The organism is Chitinophaga sp. Cy-1792, assembly GCF_011752935.1.
GTDB lineage: Bacteria > Bacteroidota > Bacteroidia > Chitinophagales > Chitinophagaceae > Chitinophaga.
Genome location: NZ_VWWO01000001.1, coordinates 283951 through 309461 on the forward strand (window position 1 = coordinate 283951; position 25511 = coordinate 309461).

At 42.0% G+C, this 25511-nt stretch carries 17 protein-coding genes and 1 tRNA gene; 4 read left to right on the forward strand and 14 right to left on the reverse strand.

Going from position 1 to position 25511, the window contains the following annotated elements; translation table 11 throughout:
• Window position 1 precedes the first annotated feature (1 nt).
• Complete coding sequence (tatA, locus tag F3J22_RS01165) at window positions 2-205, forward strand: twin-arginine translocase TatA/TatE family subunit (protein WP_167013462.1); 204 nt, start codon at window positions 2-4, stop codon at window positions 203-205.
• An 86-nt stretch (window positions 206-291) separates the two neighbouring features.
• On the opposite strand, the gene F3J22_RS01170 is transcribed toward tatA, so the two are convergent.
• The 4 genes from F3J22_RS01170 to F3J22_RS01185 all read right to left on the reverse strand — a co-directional run bounded on the left by F3J22_RS01170 (window position 292) and on the right by F3J22_RS01185 (window position 7414).
• Window positions 292-1617, reverse strand: coding sequence for a DUF5690 family protein (locus F3J22_RS01170; protein ID WP_167013464.1), 1326 nt, complete (start codon window positions 1615-1617; stop codon window positions 292-294).
• Window positions 1618-1909: 292 nt separating this feature from the next.
• Complete coding sequence (locus tag F3J22_RS01175) at window positions 1910-3490, reverse strand: SusD/RagB family nutrient-binding outer membrane lipoprotein (protein ID WP_167013466.1); 1581 nt, start codon at window positions 3488-3490, stop codon at window positions 1910-1912.
• Window positions 3491-3500: 10 nt separating this feature from the next.
• Window positions 3501-6716: a SusC/RagA family TonB-linked outer membrane protein gene (locus F3J22_RS01180; RefSeq protein ID WP_167013468.1), complete on the reverse strand. Its 3216-nt coding sequence runs from the start codon at window positions 6714-6716 to the stop codon at window positions 3501-3503.
• A 113-nt stretch (window positions 6717-6829) separates the two neighbouring features.
• The gene (locus F3J22_RS01185; RefSeq protein ID WP_167013470.1) at window positions 6830-7414 is read right to left on the reverse strand and encodes a helix-turn-helix domain-containing protein; all 585 of its coding nucleotides are present in this window, start codon (window positions 7412-7414) and stop codon (window positions 6830-6832) included.
• Window positions 7415-7511: 97 nt separating this feature from the next.
• On the opposite strand from F3J22_RS01185, the gene F3J22_RS01190 reads away from it, so the two are divergent.
• Window positions 7512-8078: a MarC family protein gene (locus F3J22_RS01190; RefSeq protein ID WP_167013472.1), complete on the forward strand. Its 567-nt coding sequence runs from the start codon at window positions 7512-7514 to the stop codon at window positions 8076-8078.
• A gap of 48 nt (window positions 8079-8126) precedes the next feature.
• A tRNA-Arg gene (locus tag F3J22_RS01195) sits at window positions 8127-8198 on the forward strand.
• A 44-nt stretch (window positions 8199-8242) separates the two neighbouring features.
• On the opposite strand, the gene F3J22_RS01200 is transcribed toward F3J22_RS01195, so the two are convergent.
• Together F3J22_RS01200 and F3J22_RS01205 are read right to left on the reverse strand one after the other, a co-directional pair.
• Window positions 8243-10144, reverse strand: coding sequence for an ABC-F family ATP-binding cassette domain-containing protein (locus F3J22_RS01200; protein ID WP_167013474.1), 1902 nt, complete (start codon window positions 10142-10144; stop codon window positions 8243-8245).
• 381 nt (window positions 10145-10525) lie between these two features.
• Entirely contained in the window at window positions 10526-11788 is a 1263-nt protein-coding gene (locus F3J22_RS01205; protein ID WP_167013476.1) for a hypothetical protein, read from the reverse strand.
• 683 nt (window positions 11789-12471) lie between these two features.
• Between F3J22_RS01205 and F3J22_RS01210 the strand changes: the two genes are divergently transcribed.
• A complete protein-coding gene (locus tag F3J22_RS01210) occupies window positions 12472-17136 on the forward strand; it encodes a T9SS type A sorting domain-containing protein (RefSeq protein WP_167013478.1) in 4665 nt (1554 codons plus the stop codon).
• Window positions 17137-17250: 114 nt separating this feature from the next.
• Here the strand turns inward: F3J22_RS01210 and F3J22_RS01215 are convergent, their stop codons facing one another.
• From F3J22_RS01215 to asnB, 8 genes are all read right to left on the reverse strand, one after another.
• A complete protein-coding gene (locus F3J22_RS01215; RefSeq protein WP_167013480.1) occupies window positions 17251-18252 on the reverse strand; it encodes a 3-oxoacyl-ACP synthase III family protein in 1002 nt (333 codons plus the stop codon).
• A gap of 15 nt (window positions 18253-18267) precedes the next feature.
• A complete protein-coding gene (locus tag F3J22_RS01220; protein ID WP_167013482.1) occupies window positions 18268-18510 on the reverse strand; it encodes an acyl carrier protein in 243 nt (80 codons plus the stop codon).
• A gap of 23 nt (window positions 18511-18533) precedes the next feature.
• Window positions 18534-19391, reverse strand: a complete 858-nt coding sequence (locus tag F3J22_RS01225; RefSeq protein ID WP_167013484.1) for a glycosyltransferase family 2 protein — start codon at window positions 19389-19391, stop codon at window positions 18534-18536.
• The gene (locus F3J22_RS01230; protein WP_167013485.1) at window positions 19360-20631 is read right to left on the reverse strand and encodes an O-antigen polymerase; all 1272 of its coding nucleotides are present in this window, start codon (window positions 20629-20631) and stop codon (window positions 19360-19362) included. The genes F3J22_RS01225 and F3J22_RS01230 overlap by 32 nt, the downstream gene beginning before the upstream one ends.
• Before the next feature lie 104 nt (window positions 20632-20735).
• Window positions 20736-22025, reverse strand: a complete 1290-nt coding sequence (locus tag F3J22_RS01235; protein WP_167013487.1) for a glycosyltransferase — start codon at window positions 22023-22025, stop codon at window positions 20736-20738.
• 1 nt (window position 22026) lies between these two features.
• Window positions 22027-23013: a UDP-3-O-(3-hydroxymyristoyl)glucosamine N-acyltransferase gene (locus F3J22_RS01240; RefSeq protein ID WP_167013489.1), complete on the reverse strand. Its 987-nt coding sequence runs from the start codon at window positions 23011-23013 to the stop codon at window positions 22027-22029.
• A 6-nt stretch (window positions 23014-23019) separates the two neighbouring features.
• Window positions 23020-23661 (reverse strand): PIG-L deacetylase family protein, encoded by a 642-nt coding sequence (locus tag F3J22_RS01245; protein WP_167013491.1) that lies wholly within the window; start codon window positions 23659-23661, stop codon window positions 23020-23022.
• Window positions 23662-23666: 5 nt separating this feature from the next.
• Window positions 23667-25511, reverse strand: a complete 1845-nt coding sequence (asnB, locus tag F3J22_RS01250) for an asparagine synthase (glutamine-hydrolyzing) (RefSeq protein WP_255492025.1) — start codon at window positions 25509-25511, stop codon at window positions 23667-23669.

The window sequence follows — 25511 nt, forward strand, 5'->3', positions numbered from 1 at the left end:
AATGACAACATCATTCTTGAATATTCCTCTTTTGTTTCTGCAGGAAATTGGCGTAAAGGAATTACTGCTTATTGCTTTAGTAGTTCTGTTATTGTTTGGTGGTAAGAAGATTCCTGAATTGATGCGTGGCCTGGGTAGCGGCATTCGCGAGTTTAAAGACGCGAAAGATGAGCCATCTACCAAGAAGGCTGCTGACAAAGAATAATCTCAGTAATCTCCCAATAAAAAAAGGTAAATCGTGCATGAATCAATCACGATTTACCTTTTTTATTTAGCCTGATTCCCCTCTTTTCAGGCTGCCATCTGCACTTCTCCGTTCATTACAGGGTGCGTATCATTATTCACTGTTATAAATTTGTTTCTGAAGTACAGGGAAGATATTACCATCAGCACGATCCCCATCAAACTCACTCCTATTAAGGCATCAGCAAAAAACTCACTCCACGTGATCTTCATATTATAAAAATTTCTTGCCAGCATAACCATTACACTCCCCAGGTACCCGAATGAATCGGCCACATACATGATGAAACCCACGTTACTAACGTATTTGAACACTGCTATCAGTCGCTCGAAGAATATACAGTTAAATGGTATGTAGCCCATATATAAACCCAGTCCGGTCAGCGTCATCCACCATACGGGCCCTATATGGTGTGCCTTGAAAAGTAAAGTACTTACGAGGGCGATCACGAATCCTAATATTACGATGAGGTGGTTGAGCATAAACGCTTTATAATTGTTTTTCACAAATACCAGCATACTCATGATTACAATAATACCCAGTGATACCGGAATTTCTGTTTGGGTAAAGATGCCGGAAGTAGCGCCATAGCCCAGGTCTTTCCAGATGTCTGCAGAGAAATTATCCCTGATATCGCGTAATACCGTCAGCATAACATAGCTGGCGATCAGCAGTATGAGTCCTGGCAGGAAGGCCTGGAGAAACCTGCGTCGTTCATCTTTGTCCATGGGTGCACGTTTGGTACGTAGCTGCTCATCTTTCGCTGATGGTGGCGGAATTTGCTCCAGCAGCAGTACAAAAATCAATATGGGAACAATGAATATAAGGCCGGTTACAAAGGGCATCCAGTTCTCCTTTACGCCCCAGTCAAGTATGGTCGATTTTCCGACCGATTTCACAAAACCGGATGAAAAGATAAAGCTGATGGAGAGTACGGCGCCCATAAACTCTGTGCTGCGGCGGCCTTCGAGGTAGCTGAATACCAGCCCCCAGATCATGCCCAGCGGAAACCCGTTGATAAACAGGAAAGGAATATTATAAGGTGCCGGCACTACCGCAAACAGCAGCAGCGATGTCCAGGAAATCAGTATCAGCATCAGGATGCTGGCCGCTCTTCGCTGTCCTTTCATCTCTGCAATGAACCTGATCCCGTAAAATTTACTCGCCGCATATCCCAGCGTCTGGCTGATTACCAGCCAGATTTTATAATCTATTCCCCAGAAGCTCATCCCTTCAAAGATGGCAGCGGTAAACGGCTTCCTGAACGCATACATGCAGGAATAAGTTCCAAATGCCACCAGGGCGGCATATAACGAGAAGGTCAGATTGCCGGCCTTTTGCAGCCGCTGTTCAATCCAAGGAATTTTCATCATTAATATTCACTGTTTGGGTCAAAGGTGCCGCTCCAATGTAAACTTAATGTTAACCCTGGCTAAACTAATTGTTAAGTATTATTAAACAAATATTTATGTTATTATCCGTGAAGTGCTTCGGGGCGGAAATAAAAAGACGGTAGCGAAGCTACCGTCTACAAACAAATCAATTTTATTATTAAAGCGAATTATTTAAAATGACATCTTCGATGTCATTTTGTTTTGTTCCGCGCTTCGCGCGGTATGCTTTCGCAATAGCAATTTTGTTTAGTGATGCTCAAATATTGTCTGCTTATTTAATAAGCCACATGGCGGCGTTGATATCATCTGTTCCGCTACCGAACTGGCTTTGCAACGAAGCTGTCCAGTTAACGGTATTGGAGGAACGCTCACTGTCAGGGTATTTCCAACGAACTGGGATCGCGCCGCTGTTACCAGTACCAGTACCTACACTAAACACAGGCACTCCTGTACGACGATAGTTGAAATATGCCTCCCAGCCTGAGTTCTCAAAGAATGCCAGGTATTTCTGCTGTAATATCTGGGTAAGACCTGCCGCATTATTACCGGCATACTTCACAGATGCCTGCACATAGTAAGTACCGTCAAAATCGAAAGGAATGGTGTAATTAGCGCCTGCATATGTTTTAGTAACACTTCCCTTCAGTGGGATGCTGTAGAAGCCCAGAGAGGCTTTAATACCGTTTTTATAGTAAGATTCCGCATCTCCTGTAATCCAGCCGCGATTGATCGCTTCTGCAATATTGAAGCATACTTCCGGATAACCTACCAGCACACCTGGCTCACCTGCATAGCTGCTGTAATAACGCGCCCTGCTACGCACAGAATAAGCGGCAGTATCTACGCTGGACATCGCCGACGACATATCTTCCTGGCTCTGGCCGGAAGGTGCTCCTACATAAGCCGTAATATCTGCCGGCGTTTTATGGTTTACGTTCAGCTGCTGGGTAGCAGGTTCAGCGGTGATATATGCACGGGGATCGTTTAAGGATACCAGTGTATTCAGATAGGTGGCAGACATATTATAACGTGTTGCATCATTACCCAGGTTATCCGGGTTAGACGGGTATTTATTAATACCGTTATAGATGAACTGCAGGTTACCATCCATACTTTCGATCAGCGGGTATTTGGTTGGATTGGTAAAGATATTTTTAAACTGGGCAGCCACCTGTAAATCAGTGTCGGCGGTTTTCTTGCTTAATGCAATCAGCACGCGGAGATGGAAGCTGTTTACTGCACGCTGCCACTTGGTAAGGTCGTTACCGAAATAGATATCGCCTTTCAGATTCTGGCCTTCTGCCGTATTACTCTTATCCGGATTGGCGATCAGGTTGCCGAGGTCGCTGTTGGCATCTTCCAGCCATTTGAGGAGCTGTACAAATACTTCTTTCTGAGATGCATATTTGGGAGAAGCAGTGGCCAGCCCCTGTAACGCATCGTTCAGTGGAAGATCCCCTACCAGATTGGTCATCCTGTAATAAAAATAAGCGCGGAAAAATTTACCCAAAGCACTATATGGATTCACTGTTTTGCCCCCAAGACGGGTCGCTTCCTTTTCCATTTGCAGCACGTTGGTAAGGGAAAAGAAGTTCCCCAGGTCAGCACCACCCCAGTCGTAACGCTGGTCGCCATAATAGTTATAGTTACAGCAGTCGAACTGATTCCAGCGCATTACGCTGCTCCATGGTTTGTCGGCATTCATATCTGCCAGCACCCCGCCGATAACCATACTGGGCGGGACAGCAGCCGGACGGTTCTGGTTTACACCGTATTCATCAAACTTTTTGTTACAGCTGCTAAATGTAATACCGGCAAGTACTGCGAGTGATAATATTTTAAGAGATTTCATTGTCAGATGATTAGAAGGTGAGGTTTACATTAAAGCCATAGCTACGGGTGGTGGGCGTTTGCAGTGTAGAAGTACCCTGATCAGCACCTGGGTACTGGTCCAGATCCACATCCTTATTTTTGGCAAAATACAGGAGGTTACGACCTACGAAAGAAACATTGGCATTGTGAATGAAAGTGCCTTTCAGCAAGGATTGTGGCAGTGCATAACCGATGGTTACCTCACGGAGTTTTGCAAAAGTTTTGCTGATAAGGTTGGCTTCATTGGTTTTGTAGTATACGCTGATATAGTCCTGCAGGAAGGTTTTGGTAGTATTTGGTGCAAACTGCATTTTATCGGCGTTGGTTACGTTACCGTTGTTATCATACTGGATAGGTACGCCGTTAGCAATTACGACACCGCTTCCCAGCCAGGATTTAACGCCTTTATAGTCCTGGTAGCGGGCATCACCCATCGCACCCTGAACTGTCTGGATGTTGCGGCCACCGCGGAATGTCTGTTGCTGGATATAATCGATCATGCTGCCACCAACACGGCCATCAAACTGGAAGCTTAGGGAAACGCCTTTATAACGGAAGGTATTATTAACACCCCAAACCCAGTCTGGATTTGCGTATCCGAGTTTCTGGTTTGTAGGATTTACGATAGGACGACCATCGTTGCCATTAATAATCTGACCATCAGGAGTACGTACGAATTTGGTACCGAAGAATGCATCTACTCTATCGCCAATACCGATATATCGGGTAAGCAATTGTTTATCTCCATAGAAGCTCACATAATTCTCTTTAAATGTAGACCAGTTAGCGGTTACATCCCATGAGAGTCCCTTTTCGGAACGGATCGGAGAACCATTCAGGGAGATTTCCCATCCTTTCTGGCGGGTAGTCACACCATTGATCAGGGCACCGGAAAAGCCGGTTGATACTGCCATCGGCAGGGTATAAATTCTAGGGCCGTTGGTATTGTTGTAATAAGTAACGTCAACCCCTAAACGATTTTTCAAAAATCTCAGGTCCATACCACCTTCATATACCTTACTGGTAAATGACTGCAGATTAGGATTGGTGATTACCTGTGTATAGTATGCACCTGCCTGCGTCTGGTAAATAGGTGTTACGGAATAGTTCGCCGTATTCTGGAAGGTAGGGCCATCGTAAGCTGACTGATATTCAGTACCATAGCCTAAAGGATAGGTAGCCAGCGGCGTAGCACCAATAGTTGGTTGCGTCATACCACCTTTTACATTCGCATAAGAACCTCTGAACTTGAGGAAAGAGATAAATTCAGGCAGATTTACATAGTCGGAAACCACGGTGCTCAACGCTACAGAAGGGTACCAGTAACTGGTATTGTTACCTGGCAGCATGCTGGAGTTTTTGTCCAGACGATCCGTCAGCGAGAGTGTGGCATATTTACCTAAATCAATATCTACAAAACCATAGGTACTCAATACGAGCATCTTTGCTATATAGTTGGTAGCATATAACGGATCGCGGGAGTTAGCGAAGTTATACCATCCCGGCGCATTGAGATAATTGGTAGAAGTAAAGCTGGAATTGTATTTATAACTGCGGATATTACCACCCAGGGAGGCATGTACGCCTATTTTATGCGGGAAGATGTTGGTATAGCTGATCAATGCATCCGTGTTGTTTTCAAACAGGGTACGTTTATCTTCTCTGTAGTCGCCTTTACCTTCTTCACGGCCGTAAGGGTGGGCAGAATAAGGCATTTTCTCGTTACGCATCAGGTCGTAGCCGGTAACCTGTGTACGTACCAGTGCTTCCAACTTGTCGGTAATTTTATAGTTCAGTTTCACATAGCCGTTCAGGTCAGTTTTATAGTGACCGCGCAGCCATTCGTAGGTCATGAACCATGGGTTGTGGTAACGCTGGTATTCAGCATAGATAGACTGAATCCCTTCTTTACCAGGCTGCCAGTAGTTGCGCATGTCGTCCATGCTCCAGTCGGCGCCTGCCCAGATCAGTGTATTGTAGATAATACTGTTAGGGCCATAGGTAACATCCGGGAAGTTATCGGTATACTGGCGGTTATAGTTCAGGTATGCATCCAGTCGGAGGCGTGGGTTGAAGTTATAACCTGCGGAGATGTTGAAGTTGGTGATATTCAGCTGTGTATTGGGTACCAGTCCTTTCTGGTAGGAATGCGACAGGGAGAAGCGGAGATCAGCCTTATCGGTGTGGCTGGACACTGCGAGGTTATTGGTGCTGAGCAAACCTGTTTGCAGGAAGCGCTGCAGGTTATTTTTACCACGTGCGATCCATGGAGTACCGGTTCTTTTACCAGTAGTCGGGTCTACAGGACTGTCGTACTGCGGTATCAGCTGTCCTTCGAATTTTGGTCCCCAGATATCATAGTCCGCATCATTGATACCACCACCTTTACCATCACCGAAGGCATATTTACCGTGGTCGCCGGGGCCGTATTCATCCTGTACTTTAGGAATGGCGATAAAGCCTTTATTGAACATGGTGCTGGAGTTGAAGTCGATGGAGAAACCACGTTTATCCTTCGAGCCTCTTTTGGTGGTGATCATGATCGCACCATTTAAGCCACGGGAGCCGTACAATGCAGAGGCGGTAACACCTTTCAGTACCGTATAGCTTTCGATATCATCCGGGGAGATATTCCAGGTATCGGAGTTGATAGGCACACCATCCACCACATAGAGGTTGATGTTATTACCGCGGAGGAGTACCAGCGGGGGGCCTAACAGTTCAGCAGAAGCGCCTACGGTGAGGCCGGCAACTTTACCTACGAGGCCGTTGACAGGGTTTGGTTCGCGGGCTTTGATGAGGTCGGCGCCTTTCACTTCCTGAACGGCATAGCCTACACGTTTTACTTCTTTACGTATACCCAGTGCCGTTACTACTACTTCGTCGAGGGCTTTTTTATCTCCCTGGAGTTCAATAGTTACATTATTCTGGCCATTGAGTTTGTACTGTTCGGCGTTGAAGCCGATGAAGCTAACCAGGAGGGTTGCATCGGGGCTGGCATTAATGATAAAGTTTCCGTTGACGTCACTAACAGTTCCTTTGGAGGTGCCTATTACCTTGATGGAAGCGCCAATGATGGCTTGTTTATCTTCCTTACTAAGCACTTTTCCGCTGATAGTTGTCTGGGCGTTTGATGATGCTACGGACAGTAACAGCAACAGAAAGGCGCATAGCCGTGGTACGGCTCGTTGTAGATTTGGATGCATGGCAATTTAGATTAGGGGGTAAAATTTACCATGCAAAGGTTAGGGTCGAATATGACCAAAATGTTAACCTATACTAAAATTAATGTTAAGTATTTATAAATATCCGATTGTCCTTATTTTTCATTGTCGAGGAAGAAATACACGACGAGGATAAGTGCATCAGCGTCACCGGTATTGGCTGGTTTGTGGCCCAGGCGGCCATCGAAGAAGAGGGAGTCGCCTTCTTCCAGGATATATTTTTCGTTATCGATGAGGTATTCCACCTGTCCTTTGATGATATATTTGTACTCGTAGGCGTCGGTTTTAACCAGTTGTGATCTTCTGGCGCCTTTTTTAAGTTCCAGCAATACGATATCGACGGGGAAATTCTTTATGTTTTTAGTGAGAACGCGTTTGTACTGGAAGCCTTTTGCGGGTTCTTTTTCAAATGGCTGATAGGAGGCTTTCTGTTTTACGATGACTTTTGCGCCTTGTCCCTGCTGGTCAATTTCATTGAAGAACTCGTTCATATCCAGGTTAAGCGCGCGGATAATATTAATTAACACCAGCAATGAAGGCACGGTGCGGTTATTTTCGATCTGGGAGATCAATCCTTTACTTACCTCGGCTTTATCAGCCAGTTCCTGTATGGTAATGCCTTTAGATTTTCTTTTCTCTTTGATTTTATTGCTGATCTGAATAATAATATCCTCTGTCATATTCACACTTATATTAAACAAATATAGCCAGAAATGGGACTGATCTCTATGATTTCTGGTTGTTCTGTATATATTTACTAAAACTAAATTAACCTCGATGTTTAATATCGGCCAAATTCTGACTATTACCTTTACGTTATTTGCGGTAATCGATATTCTGGGGTCTATTCCGATCCTGGTTTCCTTAAAGGAAAAGCTGGGGCATATAGATGCCGGCAAGGCTACTCTGGCATCGGGGGTGCTGATGATATTGTTTCTGCTGGCGGGTGAGCCATTTCTGCGGTTGATGAGTGTAGATGTGAACTCCTTTGCACTGGCAGGTTCTATTGTAATTTTCATCATTGGGCTGGAGATGATACTGGGCATTGAACTTTTCAAGAGTGAAAAGGATGCCAAGGCCGGCAGCGTGGTCCCGATTGCCTTTCCACTGGTAGCGGGATCAGGTACACTCACCACTATCATGTCGTTGAAAGCAAACTTTGACACTTATAATATCCTGGCGGGAATTGTCGTAAACCTTGTACTGGTCTACCTTGTACTCAGGAGCCTCAGTTACATAGAGCGTCTTTTGGGCAAGGCGGGACTGATGGTTATACGAAAATTTTTCGGGGTGATTTTGCTGGCGATCGCAGTGAGGATTTTCAAAGCAAATATCAATCTTTAATGTAATTTGGGATTATTGGGTAGAAAATGTAGTTTTGCGATCCACTACGGCCTCGTAGTACAATGGATAGTATAAGAGTTTCCGAAGCTCCAGATCCAAGTTCGATTCTTGGCGAGGCTACAAAAAAGCCCGGTTTCAATGAAACCGGGCTTTTTATTTATGTCTTATCCTGCCATTTCGCTTAATTCCAGCCAGCGCATTCCTTTTTCATCCAGGAGCGCAATAACTTCTCCGATACGATGTGAAAGTGGCGCTATCTGCTCATATGGCAATGCTCCGGAAGATAATTGTTCATCAATCTGTTTCTTCTCTGCTTCCAGCGCTTCAATTTCTTTCTCCAGCAGCTCGAGTTCACGTTTTTCCTTGAAAGACATCTTTCTGGCTTTATTCTCCACAGCTGGAGCTGCCTGCGTAACAACCTGCTTTTCAGGTTCTTTTTTCGCATCTGCCAGTTTACGTCTATCTTCTTCCCGCTCTGCTTCCCTGTATTGGGTGTAATTACCCGGGTAATCTCTTATGTTCCCTTCTCCTTCAAAAACAAACAGGTGGTCTACCAGTTTATCCATAAAATAGCGGTCATGGCTCACAATAATTACACATCCCTGGAATTCCTGCAGGAAAGACTCCAGGATACTCAGTGTTGGAAGGTCAAGGTCGTTGGTCGGCTCATCCAGCACCAGGAAGTTGGGGTTACGGAAAAGTATACTCAGCAGGTGCAAACGACGCTTTTCACCGCCACTCAGTTTAGAGATAAAGGTATATTGCTTTTCTGCCGGAAACAGGAATAGCTCCAGGAACTGCGCTGCACTTACTTTTGTGCCGTCAGCGAGCGGGAAGTTCTCGGCAATATTCTTCACATACTCAATCACACGCATATCTTCCTTAATTTCCAGGCCAGATTGTGAGTAGTCACCAAAAACAATGGTTTCTCCTACGTTAATCTTCCCGGAATCAGGTTGTTCCTTACCCAGTAACATGTTGATAAAGGTAGATTTCCCCACCCCATTTTTACCAACTACGCCTACACGCTCCCCTTTCTTGAAAGTATAGTCAAACCCTTTCAGGATGATGAGTTCCCCGTAAGCTTTATAGACCTTTTTAAGCTCCAGGATTTTTCCACCCAGGCGGGTCATTTTCACATTCAGTTCCAGCTGTTGGTCCTGAATGCGTGTAGTGGCCTTCTCCTTTACTTCATAGAAGTTATCTTGTCGGGATTTAGACTTGGTTGTACGGGCCTTCGGCTGCTTGCGCATCCATTCCAGCTCCTTACGATAGATATTCCGGGCCTTTTCCACGCTTGCTTTATCACTTTCTTCCCTGGATGCTTTCTTCTCCAGGTAATTTTCGTAATCGCCCTTATAGACAAACAGTTGTTCCTGGTCCAGCTCCATAATTTCATTACAAACGCTATCCAGGAAGTAGCGGTCGTGGGTTACCAGCAGTAAGGTGACTTTTTCCTGATCGAGGTAGTTCTCCAACCACTCAATCATACTTACGTCCAGGTGGTTGGTGGGCTCATCCATAATCAGGAGTACATGCTTATGTTCAAACCCAATGTCTATCAGCACTTTAGCCAGAGCCACTCTTTTTTGCTGGCCACCAGACAGGGAACCGATAGGTTGGTCAAGGTGGTGGATATTGAGTTTACCCAGGATCTGCTTCACTTTGGAATCGAAATGCCATGCATTCAGTTCATCCATTTTGGTGATTGCGGCAGATAATTTTTCCGGGTCCGGCTCCAGGCCTTCTTCGGTGAGTAGTTCGTATTCTTTAATTGCATTCAGCACCGGGTGCGAATGATCGAATATATTTTCAATAACTGATTTAGAGAGATTGAAGTCCGCCTGTTGCTCCAGCATGACAACAGTTACATCCTTATGGATCCAGACTTTCCCTTCATCGGGAGCTTCTTTCCCCAGCAGGATTTTGAGCAATGTGGATTTTCCGGCGCCGTTTAAGGCCACCAGGGCTATTTTATCCCCTTCTTCTATATGGAAAGAAATATTGCGGAATAATGGTTTTACGCCGTATGATTTCGTAAGTCCTTCTACTGTAACATAATGCATTGGGCGAAGTTATACTGATAATTTCAAAAATCCAGATTGAATATCCCCCCTGTGGACCTATTTTGCTATTCGGATATTTTTCGTATATTCCGTAAAGGATATGTGAAGATTGGTCGTTTGTTTAAACCCTGCACCTATTAATTAAGTTTTTTCTTAATAATATATTGCTACGTTTAGAATTTTCATCGGCCTGCGTCCATTATCCTTGCCCCGATCCTGACTTTAAAAAAGGTCGGGTAGTCAGGTAGCCTTAGCTGGCTGCCACCGTATTTACCGATAGGCTATACGGTTTATTTACTACTCGCCTGGGATAAAAAAAGGGTGTCCATAGCTTCATGGACACCCATATAAGGAAAATACTATTGTTCTATTTCACTTCATTTATTCAGCAACCTGGTTCCACTGACTATTGGATTTGTTGAATTTAATCAGTTCTCTTGGGTAAAGCTGTTTTTGGTAAGTATCCCAGAAGGAATAGGATATGTAAGGCACGCCAAAATTATCCGGAGCGATTCTGAAATAATACACACCGTAGTTGTCTTTGGACATCTGCTTATGCATACTTGGTGGTGCTATTAATTTTTCCGGCAGCTGCCAGGTATTTGTTTTTTCGTTAAAACGCTGCAGGTACAAGCATGGCAGCGGATCATAATCCATGTAGAGCAAATACAACGTCGCATTTGCATCGGCCATTAATGAGGCATATACTCTATGGCCTGCAAGTACCTGATAATCCTCCTGCGTTAAATTACCCTTAGATACCTGAAAACGCCAGTAGCCATATGGAAATCCCTGGCCACCAGACACCATATGCAGTTTTCCCTTGTCGTAAACCAGTACCGGCGTGGCATGTGGGTCAGGCAGGTTTGGCTGTAACCTTCCAACAAATGTGGTTTTATCTATCTTAAAAGTATTGCGGTTAATGCTTGCCACATAGTGGTTATTCATTTTTTCATCATCACTTACGAGGTTATAACTGAAGTAGGTATAATCACCCACTGTTGCGAATGAAGAATAGCCACCTGTGTGATTGGAGGTACCCGGGCTTTTAGTTGTAATGGTGATAGGAGGAGAAAGGGTAAGATCAGTTCCGTTTGCAGTAAGATTGATTTGCGTAACCCATAATGTATTATAGGCAAATGAATTTTTTATTACCGGGCCGTATGATTTAGTGAGCCCGATTAAAGGGGTTTTGGTGAACGGAGCCGTAGTCATTTTTGTTTCAAGGAATGCCAATTCGGGGTCATTTGGCAACGAATACGCTTTAAAAGATTTCCCATTGTCTGATGAAAATATCAATATCGGTTCTCTCGCCAGCCATTTCTTCAGACCTGTTCCAAACGGCTTGTACGCCATATAAATGATGTAGATTCTTCCGTTATCATCCACCGTTAGCGACCCAAGATTATGATTCATAACCTCAGTTGGCTGAGGAGCTTTTCCAAACAATTGTGCAATTGCCGGAGTAAAGTCCATCGCCTCTACAGCCCCTGTAGTAGCAGATTTCCGGAATAATTTTCCATACGCATCCAATCTTCTTGGATCAATTGCAAGGATATTATTCTGTTTATCAAAAGCAATAATGCTGAATTCTGTTATGGCAACACCCGGTACACTCTGTGCTGAGTTTGCTTTCATACTCATACGAGCAGCGTTAGCGGGGGCCGGATTATTTGATATATCAGCAATATTGAAGAGAGCGGTTTTGCCGATGTTCTCCGGTATCGTATCTGCCTTGCTGAGGGTCGGAAACAAGAACAAGATAATTAACCAGGAAAAAAAAATAGTTCTTTCAGGGAAACCTTTGTGCTGGCCTATTGGCGCATGAATAGTGCATTTTTTCAGTGACATATTATTTTTTTTAATTATACACATTAAACTAACACATAAAAAAATAGTCATTAACAATTACAAACTGATAATTTTGCGCATTTATTTAATTATTCGACAGATAGATGTTAATGCGGACCTCCGGCATGCGTAACCAATTTCATGACAAACCAAAACCAAAGTGTATGAAGCGAACAATACAACTTTGTGCGAAACTATTTCTATTTTATTCTATTTTTATTCTGAATCCTAACATTAGTGTTAACGGCCAGTCTGTGGTACCAAACTCCAGCAGTGCGAGTTCTATTCAATCAGACACAGTAATTAATTTAGAGAGAAAGGGCACAATTGATTTTATCCATCAAATATCTGGTAAATATTCATATTACAACAATATTTATAAGAAATATCTTACCGCATATGACACTACCCAACTCATAAGTATATATAATGCGGGCACAACTGCCGTAGATAGTATTTCGATTACAACAAACAATTTGCCAGAATTACAAACCTTAAACATTGCGAATACTGCTATTACTAACGGAACACAACCAGGTAGTAAGCAATACGCGCTGAAGCTATGGAACTACCTTTCTTCCATGTATGTAAGTTCCGCACTGCCTGCAGATTTTAACTCTTCTGAAACACAGAGTGCGCTCAAAACAGTAGTCAATTATGGAGCCGGCAACTCATTTTCTTTCTCTAACGCACTGAAATATTTCAATGGTGCTTCAGGCGACCAGCAAGGCATCTGGTCTTTTAGCACCGCCCACCAGATGGCGGAGGTTTCAGTGAATTCCGCTCCTGCACTGTTAGACATAGACTATAATAGCTATTATCTTAAGCTGGATAACAGCACACTCGCCACTTACGACGACCTGTCATTCAACCCTTACCTGTTTTTAAGAACACAGTTATTTGGCCCATTAGCCACCTATGACGGCGCCAAGAACTATTCACTTGTTCAATACATTACGTCTGGAAATAACTATAGATCTGCATATACGGAATACGGAGGAGGATCGGAAAATTATAATTCGTATATGCGGCTACTCCCACATGAGCAGGTATCTTTCTCAAACAAAATTCCTGCTAATTATACTGGCGCTGCGGCGCCAAATAACCTGGGGAGTGGTACTTTTACCTTTGTCAGCGACTTCCGCAATATTCCATTTAACCAGCTGTCTAAAAGTTATACAAATATTCGTGTCGACTCCTCTTCGGGGCAGACGCTGGTAGCTCCTGCATATACGTCTAACTCTTATTTCGTGTTAGAATGCAGATCACCATTTGCTATAACAAATGCCTATCTGCTTGCAAACTGGCAGGTATCTAACAACAGTAATATTACAGTTGAGTATTCTCCGGATAATATTAACTGGAACTTGCTGTATACTAAAAGCTCCAGCACTCCTTCAGATAGTATACCCCTCAACAGCGCCCTGACTACTAACAGTAAAGACTATACGTTTTATCTTCGTTTTTCATTTACAAATCAAACGAGTTTATACACATCTGCCATTCAGCAACTATCAATTGTCAGAAATTTCCAGGTAAGTAAATACTTTATTCCTCAACTAGCCTTGGGTAATAATGCAGTTAAGATTTCCAGTGCATCTCAATCACCTAAAAATCTTAATTTCTCATATAACTGGTCAGATGATTTCAGCAATAATATTCCGGTCATAGGCAATGAAACAGCTCCCGTTCCTGCGGTAGGCCAACAGATGTATACGCCTGGGTTCAGGTTTCAATGGCCGGCAGCAACAGATCCAGACAATGATGCAATAGTTGAATATCATTTCCAGCTATCAGATGATTCGTTGATGTCTTATCCATTGAATTCGAATTTCAACAGGTATATCTCTCCCCTTAATTCTGCAGTTGCACCAAACTTCTCTCCTGAGATTACAAATTTCCTGAATCCAGGCACTAAATATTACTGGCATGTGCGTGCCATGGATAGCAGAGGAGGGTGGAGTAATTGGGGCCCTATATGGTCATTTACGGCTGGAGGTCCAGGGAAAATAACGTCTTTGGATTATGATTTTTCGGATGATTCTACCATTACTGTACATTGGGGCAAACCAATAACAGGAAATCAGCCAAAGAATTACCAGATCCATGTGAGTAATACCCGCGGTTTCTATCCCGCTGGCGCGACATTATTTACACGTGTGACGGATACCACTTTCACGTTCAATTACAACCAGTTTCCATTTACTTACATAAATGTGCTCACAGAGGATGTTAACGGGAATGTGAGTACGCCATTTGATTACATCGAAGTACTCGCGCCTGCAGTGATGAATAATGTTGATAAGAGAAGGATTGCGATGAGGTCCGCAACTGAAAATGGTTATCCGATTTCCTATACAACAAGCGATACTACCGTAACGCTTAGAAACAACATCATGTATTACAAATCAGCAGGACGTGCCGTAGTGTATGCCAGCTACCTCAACAAAGCAGGCAATGTAGTCCGTGGTGCCAAGCAGATCGTTTATTCCACTACACTTCCGGACGAATTCGCACAAACAAATTCATTTTCTTCCAATGACACCACTATCACACTTTCTGTAGGAGGTAAACTGTCTACAGATAATAATGTCATGAAAAAGGTGTCGTACCAGTATAACTTATACAACTATTATCTGCCGGCTTTTGGCCCATTGCAGAAGCTGACACTTTCCAACAGAGGCACAAAAAGAATTGATTCTATCAGTATAGTTGCCAACCAAATGGCCAACTTCTATTCACTGGGAGATATTTCAAATCAGATTTCGCAGTCAACTGATGTTACTAATTCTTATAATAAGTCTTTAGCCATCATGAAGCTGGTAGCGGATAATCACCTCTATTACTTCCCTCCTGCTCCATTCAAGTCATTGGAGATAGAAGACCCGATCAGGATGCTTTCTTCTTATGGTTATGGCAACTGCTTTATGATTGCCAATACAGTGAAGTTCATCAATACCCAGATGACGGGCGATTCATTATGGATCTGGGGATTAAACGGAGGAGCCCATGGCGTGGCAGAGGTAAAGACCAGTCCAGGGCACTTTGGGGTAATAGATGCTGACAGAGAAGCATTTTACCTCCAGCTTGACAACACAACGCTGGCATCTTTCGAAGATATCCTGTTTGATAAATATCTCTTTATCAGAACAAAACATTTTGGACCTGGTCTTGCATATAGTTCTTCCAACAATTATAGTTATTACAATGATTATATCTCAAATGATAACTATCGCGCTGCTTATACCCAATATGGTACACAGCGGCCAACTGCTACGCTGCCAATGCAATTAAAACCAGGCGAACAGATTACATTTGATAACAGCAGTACCGCATCCACCTGGCATCATGTGACATTACCACTACCAGACTCCACCAATGTTGCAGATATCATTGCAAATGGCACTATTACCTATACACCATCACTGAGTAATAACCTTGCCGATATATTTGCATATTCGTCCAATATAAATCAGGTTAAGCAGGCTTCGGATTCGGTCATGCAACTTTTACCTGTAAGTGAAACTACCGCACAATTTGTCATCAGGATGAGCTCATCTTTCGTAATGACGGGAGGCAAGCTAATGCCGACCTGGAGAGCAGGTGCGAATGCCTGGACAGTTGATTTCTCGAAAGACAGTATTAACTGGTCACCGCTGATCAGTCGTCAGAATACAATGGGTATTGTTACCGATACGATTGATCTGGCTGCTGCCATTGATCCTACTACTGTTGACGGTACTTACCTGTACTATTTAAGGTTTACCTGCAATGCAACTACAGATGACAATTTGAATAGTATCACCAATATTTTTGTCCAGAGTAATTTTCAGGTGAGCAAATTCTTTATACCGCAGTTGAAGTTGGGCAGCAATTCACTCAGGGTCAAGTCATACGGCAGCGATAGCCATCTGGCGGTTAAGGTTGAGTGGAAGGAAAACAACGATAATGATCCGTTACCGGCAATCACCTCACCAGTATTTCCACTGGATGGAGCTACGGTAGACAGCAGCTCCTTTACTTTCCGCTGGACTCCTCCGGCACTTAACGACGATGACAGCATCGCTGACTATCAGTTCCAGCTGAGTGAAGATCCAACATTTACGCATACGCTATCACCTAACTTCAACCTCTATATTGCGGCCAAGAATCAGGGGGTAAATCCTTACTATACACCAGAGGTAACAGACTTCCTGCTTCCAAATAAGCAGTATTACTGGCGTGTGCGATCACTGGATTCCCGTGGTGCGTGGAGCAGCTGGAGTCAGTCATGGAAGTTTACTATCAACAAACCTGGAACAGTATTAAATATTGACTATAATGTACTTACCAGTTCAACGGTTCAATTAACATGGTCAGCAAATCCGGTGGGTACCAGCCCTGTTTCCTACTATATCATGGGCTCAAGTGAAAGAGGTTTTTATCCTAGCATGGCAGTTGTCGTAGGTACCACTTCCGACACATCCTTTCAGGTGCCTATTGCAAATTACAATAGTTACTACAGGATTGTGGCCGCAGATGCACAAGGCAATTTAAGTACACCAAGTACATATGTCACCGTTTCACCAGCGATACAGATTAAGGCAGCATCTTCGTATCAGGCACTATCGGCGACGATTGTTAACACATACAATCTGTCTTATCAGTCTGGTGATACATCTATCGTAAAAACTGATGGTAGTGGAAATATAATAGGTAATAATCCAGGGCTTACCTACGTCATCAGGTCATTCATTAATGACCTTGGATATGTTGTTCGGCAGGAGAAACAGATCATTAATGTCACGCCTAATGTATCCAGCAGTGTACTTATGAATAAATGGGCTCCTGATAACCAGCCTGGTTTGGCCAATCAGCTGGCCGTTATGAACAATGATGCCAGTTCTCCGGCGGTCGATTTTGACTTTACTTTAAGTCCGAATCCAAGCGCCGGTAATATCACTCTTCGGACCGACAAAGTTGCTCAATTCCCGCTACGCTATAACATTAGTGATAACAGTGGCAGGATTGTAAAAGCAGCATTGATTACATCTAATACGTTTTCATTGCAATTATCCGACCTGCAACAGGGAAGTTATTTCTTTAGCGTAATAGGTGCCAATGGAGCGGTTCTTACGAAGAAATTCATACTGATAAAATAACCCGATTAAAGTAAACAGGCAATACAATTAAAAAGTAAAAGGGTGTCTCAGTAATTACTGAGACACCCTTTTACTTTATCTGATAACAGTAAGTTTCAGGTTATTTAAGACCCATTAGAACTGAAGCACCGTACCACCCCATGAAAACCCAACACCAAAGCCACATAATACGACTTTGTTGTTGCTTTCAAATTTATTGACAGCTAGTTGTTCCTTTAATACAATCGGAATGGTGGAAGACACCGTATTACCGCAATTTTCCATGAACAATAAAAATTTCTCTTCAGGAATTTTCATCTTCTTTCTAAGCTGGTCCAACATAAATTTATTGGCTTGGTGAAAAATAACCCAGTCTACTGATGCTATTTCTGTATTATTTTTCTCCAGGGTTCTATTCAGCAGTTCCGGCACAGCTTTAAGGGTGAAATTGAAGATTTCAGGACCATCCATAAACAGGTAGTCACCGGCAGCTTTCAACTCCTCTTCATTTGTAACAGTCTGATGGTTTTTGGGATTACGCAATCCTCCATTTCTAACGATGAGATGCTGTGCTCCCCTTCCATCTGTACCAAGTACACAATGATCAATTCTGGCGAAACCCTTATCAGCAGAAATCCAGCTTGCACTAGCGGCATCACCGAAGATGCTACGATTGCCCTTATCGAGTGGGTGAATATGTTTACTGTAGGTTTCTGCCGTGATCAGCAAAATGTTTTTGGCAGTCCCGCTGGCAATAAATCCTTTTGCCATCGCCAATCCATATATGTAGCCGGAGCATCCCTGATTATAATCAAATGCCCCCACCGTTGTAGGTAATCCCAGATTTTCCTGAACGATACATGCGGTTGTCGGCAAAAAGTAGTCCGGGCTTTGTGTGCATACTATTAGCATATCGAATGTATCAGGAGAAATATCATATTCTTCCATCAACTTTCTTCCGGCTTTAGTTGCAATATCAGATGTAAATTCTTTTTTCGAAGTTACGTATCTGTTCCTGATACCTACTTTGGCCATAATTTTATCTACATCCCACTCAGGAAATTCGCCTACCAGTACTTCGTTCGACACAGCAATTTCAGGCAGATAGTAGGAAATGCCTCTTAAAAACGCATCCATAATAATTAGCTAAATTTACTTTGCCATCGTCTGTTTTTCCTGCAAAACTCTCTGGTATAGCTCTTCCACGGTATTAACAGCGGTAAGGTCCTTCACGTCCAGATTTACATTATATTCATCATCCAACATTGCAATCAATGCCAGTTCAGTCATGGAATCCCAGCCATCAATATTTCTGAATTGTGATGTTCCTTCCAGAACAGCAGGTTCCTTGTCATATACAGACTTGAAATTACCAATGAATTGATCCAGGTTCATATTCACGTTTTTAATATTTGAAATTATTTCTTTTTGAGAAACACTCTTTTAGTGTTAAAAGCTAATTTGAAAATAACAGCAGCCATCAGAGAGAAGTTCAATTTAGCCCTGTATTTCAGGAGGTAGCATTCTTTGTACATTCCATAGACTCTGTTCCATTTGCTCAGCAGGTATCCTGCATTGATTTCCTTCATTCCTACATCATTGTGCTGGTGTTGTCTGTAGTAAATGGTAGGTCTGTTGATATAGTCTGTTTTACCATGATACCCGATAACGATTCCCATCCAATGATCATGTTGCATTGACTGTATCGGCACGGGAAAAATATACTCCAGTGCTTTTTTATTAATCATCACGGTACAACCGGTAATGGTGCTTTGTGCAACTGTTTTATAGGTCTTTCTGCAGATTTCGGGATCAAGTGCCTGCGCCTTCCAGAACGACGGATTAATTACAGTCAGTGAATTATTAACTACGCTCAGATCAGTAAACACCAATAAAGGGATATTGTTCCCAAAATGTTGTTCCATTTCTGCAAGTTTATTCATTGTAACGGTGATCTTATCATTCATCCAGACATCGTCCTGATCGGAGAGCATGATATATGGAGCCTTAGCATGTTGCATTAACCTGTAAAAGTTTCCGGAGGAACCTAATCCTCTCTCATTATCTTCTACCAGGCTGATTTTACCAGGATACTTTTTAATAAAGCCTCTGACAATTTCAACGGTGCGATCTTTCGAACCATCGTCACGAACCAGGATATGCCATTCCGGGTAATCCTGGTTTATTATCGATTGAATTTGTTCAGATATATATTTTTCTCCATTATATGTCGCCATTAAAACTTCAACTAATGGCAACTGAGCTAAGATTTTCACGATTCTTGGAATAATATAATGAATAGGCTATAATAAGCACGGTCAATATGGTTAGTGATAGTATGGTGGTTTGGATATTATAAAAATATTCATTTACACCACCGGTGATATTGCTATTAAAGCTATAAAAAACAAATAATCCGAGGAAAATAGGTGTCTTTTTTAATCGTATGAATACAATAAAAAGCGTTTGGATCAGAAATCCTATCCATATAGGACAGAGGATAACACCTATCCAGCCAAAATTTGCATAAGCTTCTCCTATAAACAAAGTATTGTAAACTCCTCCCATATCCATTTCTATCCATGATGGACTGGCTATTTCCATCACAATTCTGGCGGAGCGTTCGCTGGATGTCATAAACGGTAATACCTGCGAAATACTGTTAAACCCTATGAAAGCATGTTCCGCAGGAAATATTTCCATATGCTTATATAAGGAAGAGATCTGGCTGATAGCAATACGGGCTGTAATACTTCCGAAAATTCCTCCCAGTCCTCCTTCTCCTTTTTTACCAATCATGATAAAAAACGCAACCAAACCGGCCAGGATTAATCCCGCATATTTCAATAATACCTTAAAGTTGATTTTCCTGATAAGAATTTCCATGAAGAAAAATGCCAGTAAAAACCTAACGAAAGGACTTTTAGACATGTCGTATGTGAGGATCAGGAAAGTAGCGAACATCATCACGAGGAACCAAATCAGGTCTTTCCTTGAAAAGGTCATCCTGTAATAACAGAATGCGATCAATGTAACGATTGGAGTAAGCAGCAGGCCAAATATATTTTTGAAATAGACATTCCCGGTAAAACCACGGTCTAATGCAGTACGCATCTGCATTACTTCTATTTCACTACTTACGCTGAATGACCGGAGGATAGGAATAAAACCTATGGTCAGATAGGTATAAACTACTGCAAGCAAACACAAGGCGGACAAGGCATAAAGCGGATAACGCATATAAGAGTCCTGCGGGGAAAACATGGGAATTATTTTCCGTTCCCTGTAAAGTTCAAATTCTTTTACTTTATACTTCCAACAAAGTTTTGCAAAATACATCCCTACCGGGAAGGAGAGCATAACATAGGACACGACCAGCCACACCTTGATTTTCGTTTCATCTCCTCCGACAAGTGTAGATATCAGGTCATTAAATTCGGTATCCCTGGCAATGAGTATGATAATGGTACCCAAATAGCTAAAGAATGTCAGATCCTGCCAATAGATGAAAGACATCATATTGAGGTTAGAAAATGACAGTGACCCGATTGATTGTTTAAACAACCAACCGGATACAATCAAAACTAATATGGATAAAAAGACATATAGCATACTACTGTTTATTGCGCTCCCAACACTTTCCTGTATAGTTCAAAATAGCGTTCAGCGTTATTCGTGGAGCTAAAATTGCTGCATGCAAACTTTTTACAATTATCAGAGATCTCGTCGTATGATGCATTCAACGCCATTAACTGACTGGCAACAACCTCTTCAGACAATGGGTATGAGATGGCCATACCAATATTATGATTTTGTATCAGCGGCAGTACCCCTCCAATTCTATTATCATAGATTAGCGGTAAGCCGGCTGTCAGATATTCACCGGTTTTTGCGGCAATGACAGTAGGCGCAAGATATTCCATCAGTGGAGCATTCCAGTCATTTAACGCCGCGAAGCCGAATTTGCACTGCGACAAAATATTATAGGTATCCTGAAATCTGGTGGTAGCGGTAATGGTTATTTCATCCTTAAATTCTACATCCCCGATTTCTTTTAGAATAGTATCACGATTGGTAGTACTAATAAATACGAGATGAGGAGAGGCAATAACTTTTCTATAAATACGATAAGCCTCCATTACCTTTTTAACAGAATAACCTCCATTTTCACTCAGCTCCCCCACAAACACCATAGCGTTGGTATTTTGCAGCACGGGAATATTATTTTGCCGTGGCTGTGTCATTACCTGTACATTCGAGCTGGTATAAATAGTTGTATTTTTCCCCTGGCTTTCTTTAGGATAGTCAGTTTCAAATATTTTCTGAAATGCCTCAGAAACATTTACCACAGCATCCGCATTGGAAATAATAAACCTTTCACGTTTCTTCCAGATTTTATAAGAAAGACTATCTTTCTCATATGATTTCCTGAAGATACCTTCTTCCGGGAACCGCCCTCTGGTATCGAAAACGAACTTTACATTCTTAAACAGTCGCCGGATAGAGGCTCCAACAAAACCTGCGTGATATGATCTGCAATGAACGATATCAATTTTCTGATCTTCCACTAATTTTTTAACCTTAGTGAAGTTTTCAAAATATTGAAAAGGAAGGAGATAAAATTTTGTATTAAAATTAAATGCAAAACGAGAAAAATAGAACTGCAGTTTTATGTTGTGAGCAGCCAGAGAAGCAGTAAGTTGGTTTTTAAAGTCGATTACATCCTGCTTTGTTCCTTTTTTATTACGAACAAAGGAGGACAATGGAAAATTGATTACAAGCGTTATATCCACTTCCTCAGGGTGCAGTTGTTTAATCTGAATGATCTGGTCTGCCACCTGATTATTGAAGATATTATTCTTGTAAGGATCTTCATTCCATACTATGTATGCCACTCTGATTTTTCTCATCTTATTTTTCTTCGTAATCCTTCAATATTTTTTCGAGCAATTTCTTTTTCTTAAAGGCACTCCTAATGTCTTCTGCAGGATTTCCCAAAACCACCAGGTCAGCCTCTACGCTTTTGGTGACTACGGCCCCTAATCCAACGGTAGTATTATCGCCAATACTAATATTTTGCATAAAAGAAGCATTAGGTCCAACCCATACTCTGTGTCCAATTCGATCACTTCCACCAAACTGTGCGCATGCAGTCACAAAGCAGCTTTCGCCTACCTGACAGTTATGTGCAACATGTACGTGGTCATCAATTTTTGTATGTTTACCTACGAAAGTAGGATCAATTGTTCCTGCAACTATTGTTACAAAGGCGCCGGTCTGAACGTAATCATCCAGTACAACTCCACCCAGATGAGGAATCATATAAATTACATTATCCTCATCTCTCTCTCCTCCGAATCCTTGCCCGCCAACAACCGTATTATAACCTATATAACAATTATTACCGATGGTGACATTATTACTAATTCTGGCACCAGAGCTGATACGACTACCTTTGCCGATCTTAACATCATGCCCGATAAAACTACCTGGCTCAATCACTACATTCTCACCAATTACAGCTGATGCAGAGATATAACTACCATTAACCAGGTTATAAGCAGTAGTATCATCAGCCGCGAAGTCACTCAACTTGCTGGTAAATTTGGCAAAAGATAATCTGGGATCAGGTGTAAAAATCAGGACATGCTTTTCCTTTAATCTTTCAATTCCAGGGAAATCGACGTCTTTACTATTAATGAAAACCAGACTATCGTTGATTGTTTCAAGTTTGGCCAGGTTTTCATCTGATAATCCTTTTACAAAAAGGATCCCATTGGATTTTGGGCTATTCAATGTTGCCAGGCAATTCAGAGAGAGATCCCGGTCGACATTTGCATTATCCAGCAGCGCAACGACTTCAGAAAGTTTAAAATTGAATTTATTTTTTGTCAGCATATCTGGTTAGATTATCATTCGTACGATTTCAAATACTTCCGCGTAAGGGATGCCTACCTGTACCCCTCTCACAGTTGCGAGACTCCGGATAAAGGCCTCGTTTGCATATACTCTGTGGGCCTGGGATACGTAAGCAGAAACAGCATGTACTTTAGTGCTGATATTTTCTTCACTCAGTTTAACAAAACAGGTTGTATTAAAGGAGAAGTTATTCCAAGGCATTTCATAACAGAAAATCGTTGAAAATTTAAATGCCCTGATCGCTTCATTCGCTATGGTAGCATGATCCTGGTGAATATCATTTACAGATGGAATAAATACCAGGTCTGGTTTTATCTCTGACTTAAGCTTGATGATATCGTCCAGTATTTCCTGTCTGTGAAAATTAAACTCTCTAACGTTATATTTAAACAGACGCAGATTTTCAGGCTTAATGCCAAGTCTTGCGGTAGCCTCTTTTACTTCTGAAATCAGAATATCTTTCGGGAACTCTTTTAAGACGGATTGTTCACAAGCAGAAAATGCTACGTAATAAACTTCACAACCTTCGCTGATGAGTTTGGCGATAGTACCGCCACAACCAAATTCGCCATCATCTGTATGAGGAGCAAGTACCAGGCAACGCTTATAATTCTGAGTATTTACCATTATCGTTAAATTATTTTCACTTTAAATAATCTTATCCATCGTCCTAAAACGACCACTTTCCATGGAGTAAAATCAAATGCGATTTTATCCTCTACAATATCGTTAAACAAAGAAATTATATTCTCATTGATCAATCCATTCAATGACTTTACGGCTTCATTCAGCTCCTGCAGGAAAATTTCCCTGTGGGTTTTCAACCAGACTTTTTCAGGAGTTACAAAACCCATTTTATCCATCCTGTTTTTGATAGCAGGAGGTAGTAGATCTTTCATTGCTTCTCTCAGGATGTGTTTGGTCGTACCCTGTTTCAATAAAATATCCTCATCCACAGAATAACACAGTTCAACTAACCGGTAATCCAGGAATGGGACGCGGGATTCTACAGAAAAAGCCATGGAGTCTCTGTCTTCAAAATGCAGTAGCATAGGTAGATTTGTATGCCTGATCTGCTGGTAAGACATGCCTTTAAAGCAGTTATAGCTCACATTTTCCAGGTATTTTTCCTGCAAATCTTCTTTTATGTAAGAAAAGCGCTTTTCCCGGATATTTTGTAATTTAACTTTTTTTCCAGTACTGATAGCGTTTTTATATACTTCTTTAATGATCCATTTGTAGCCATAGCCGCGGCCGTTAACCCAACGCATGCGTTTGAAAGCAGTGGCAATATTTCCTTTTTTCCAGGCAGATAGTATATATGGGCCATAGTAAGTATGATACCCTCCCAGTATTTCATCTGCACCTTGCCCATCCAGCATCACAATTAGTCCGGCTTTTCTGGATTCACGGAATACATTCCATTGTGCAAATATGCTGGTAGAACCGAATGGCTCATCCTGGTGCCAAAGCAGCTTATCCAATTCCGGAAACAAATCATCTACATCCGGGAATATTTTATGCCCCTTAATGCTCTTTTCCTTAACTATTGTATCGATGTATTGTTGCTCGTCATATTTCTTGTTTTCAAAACATGCCGAAACAACTTCCTGTAAGTCTGTTTTACCTTCTTCTTTTAATAATTCATTTACAACCGATACAATTGAAGAGCTATCAAGTCCTCCGGATAAACAAGAGCCAATTTTGACATCAGACCTTAGTCTAAGTTTAACTGCATCCGTAAACAATTCCCGAAACTTTTCAATGGCTGCGGTTTCATTCAGACCAGCATATTCATCTTTCTTCTCTAAATGGTACCAGGACTTAATTTCAAATGTATGGTCATCAAGGTTATACTTTAGAAAGTGTCCGCCTCTTAATTGTTTTACGCCCTGGAAGAATGTTTCCTCATCCCTATCGATAATGTCATTAACGAGGAAGTCTACAACCTTCCTTTCATTCAGGACGGCTTCCCAGTATGGGAGTACAGTAAACTGCTTAATTTCTGAACCAAATACAAATGCTTCTTTGTTGGCGTAATAGTAAAAAGGTTTTACGCCGAAACGATCTCTTGCACAAAAGACAGTATTCAGCTTTCTGTCATGAATAGCGAAGGAAAACATGCCGTTCAGTTTTTCCAGGCATTTCTCTCCCCATTCAGCATAGGCTGCCACTATCACTTCTGTATCACTATGCGAAACAAAATTGTAACCACCCTTTTCCAGCACCTCTCTTATCTCGATATAATTATAGACTTCCCCGTTATAGGTAATCACATATCGGTCCAGATAGTGCATAGGTTGTTTTCCCAATTCACTAAGATCAAGGATTGACAAACGTCTATGGCCAAATGCTACTTGTTCATCTTTGTAAACACCTGCACCATCAGGGCCACGGTGTTGTACAATATTTGTCAGGTCTTCAATATAATTGGTCAAAGCATTGTTTGCTGATATAATACCGGCAATACCACACAT

Excerpts from the sequence above, each read along its gene's own strand:
- F3J22_RS01200 (WP_167013474.1), bottom strand. The coding sequence starts at position 10,144 with ATGCATTATGTTACAGTAGAAGGACTTACGAAATCATACGGCGTAAAA.
- F3J22_RS01205 (WP_167013476.1), bottom strand. The coding sequence starts at position 11,788 with ATGAGTATGAAAGCAAACTCAGCACAGAGTGTACCGGGTGTTGCCATA.
- F3J22_RS01175 (WP_167013466.1), bottom strand. The coding sequence starts at position 3,490 with ATGAAATCTCTTAAAATATTATCACTCGCAGTACTTGCCGGTATTACA.
- tatA (WP_167013462.1), top strand. The coding sequence starts at position 2 with ATGACAACATCATTCTTGAATATTCCTCTTTTGTTTCTGCAGGAAATT.
- F3J22_RS01235 (WP_167013487.1), bottom strand. The coding sequence starts at position 22,025 with ATGAGAAAAATCAGAGTGGCATACATAGTATGGAATGAAGATCCTTAC.
- F3J22_RS01170 (WP_167013464.1), bottom strand. The coding sequence starts at position 1,617 with ATGATGAAAATTCCTTGGATTGAACAGCGGCTGCAAAAGGCCGGCAAT.
- F3J22_RS01215 (WP_167013480.1), bottom strand. The coding sequence starts at position 18,252 with ATGGATGCGTTTTTAAGAGGCATTTCCTACTATCTGCCTGAAATTGCT.
- F3J22_RS01245 (WP_167013491.1), bottom strand. The coding sequence starts at position 23,661 with ATGGTAAATACTCAGAATTATAAGCGTTGCCTGGTACTTGCTCCTCAT.
- F3J22_RS01230 (WP_167013485.1), bottom strand. The coding sequence starts at position 20,631 with ATGTCTTTCATCTATTGGCAGGATCTGACATTCTTTAGCTATTTGGGT.
- F3J22_RS01190 (WP_167013472.1), top strand. The coding sequence starts at position 7,512 with ATGTTTAATATCGGCCAAATTCTGACTATTACCTTTACGTTATTTGCG.
- F3J22_RS01220 (WP_167013482.1), bottom strand. The coding sequence starts at position 18,510 with ATGAACCTGGATCAATTCATTGGTAATTTCAAGTCTGTATATGACAAG.
- F3J22_RS01240 (WP_167013489.1), bottom strand. The coding sequence starts at position 23,013 with ATGCTGACAAAAAATAAATTCAATTTTAAACTTTCTGAAGTCGTTGCG.
- F3J22_RS01185 (WP_167013470.1), bottom strand. The coding sequence starts at position 7,414 with ATGACAGAGGATATTATTATTCAGATCAGCAATAAAATCAAAGAGAAA.
- asnB (WP_255492025.1), bottom strand. The coding sequence starts at position 25,511 with ATGTGTGGTATTGCCGGTATTATATCAGCAAACAATGCTTTGACCAAT.
- F3J22_RS01180 (WP_167013468.1), bottom strand. The coding sequence starts at position 6,716 with ATGCATCCAAATCTACAACGAGCCGTACCACGGCTATGCGCCTTTCTG.